This is a genomic window from Fundicoccus sp. Sow4_F4, from assembly GCF_052116145.1.
Lineage (GTDB): Bacteria > Bacillota > Bacilli > Lactobacillales > Aerococcaceae > Fundicoccus.
On sequence record NZ_JBQKLQ010000024.1, the window covers coordinates 1 to 404 of the forward strand.

The following is a 404-nucleotide window of genomic DNA, read 5'->3' on the forward strand; positions in this document are numbered from 1 at the left end:
TTTATTCACATTTAAAGAAAAAAATGGAGACTAGCGGGATCGAACCGCTGACCTCCTGCGTGCAAAGCAGGCGCTCTCCCAGCTGAGCTAAGCCCCCAAAATATTTCTAAAAAAATCGGGAAGACAGGATTCGAACCTGCGACCCCTTGGTCCCAAACCAAGTGCTCTACCAAGCTGAGCTACTTCCCGATGTGATGATTAGTTAAAGCATGCAGCCAGCAGGAGTCGAACCTGCAACCGCCTGATTCGTAGTCAGGTACTCTATCCAATTGAGCCATGGCTGCTTTAAAACGAATGCCGAGGGCCGGAATCGAACCGGCACGGTGATCACTCACCGCAGGATTTTAAGTCCTGTGCGTCTGCCAGTTCCGCCACCCCGGCAATATCTGCCTGTGTTTTTATAT

The 404-nt window shown here is 50.2% G+C and carries 4 tRNA genes; all 4 read right to left on the bottom strand.

The window, feature by feature from the left end:
* Window positions 1-24: 24 nt before the first annotated feature.
* Window positions 25-97, bottom strand: a tRNA-Ala gene (locus ACTQ5J_RS13505).
* Window positions 98-115: 18 nt separating this feature from the next.
* A tRNA-Pro gene (locus ACTQ5J_RS13510) sits at window positions 116-189 on the bottom strand.
* Between the two features lie 21 nt (window positions 190-210).
* Window positions 211-284 (bottom strand) — tRNA-Arg (locus tag ACTQ5J_RS13515).
* Between the two features lie 11 nt (window positions 285-295).
* Window positions 296-381 (bottom strand) — tRNA-Leu (locus ACTQ5J_RS13520).
* Window positions 382-404: the final 23 nt, after the last annotated feature.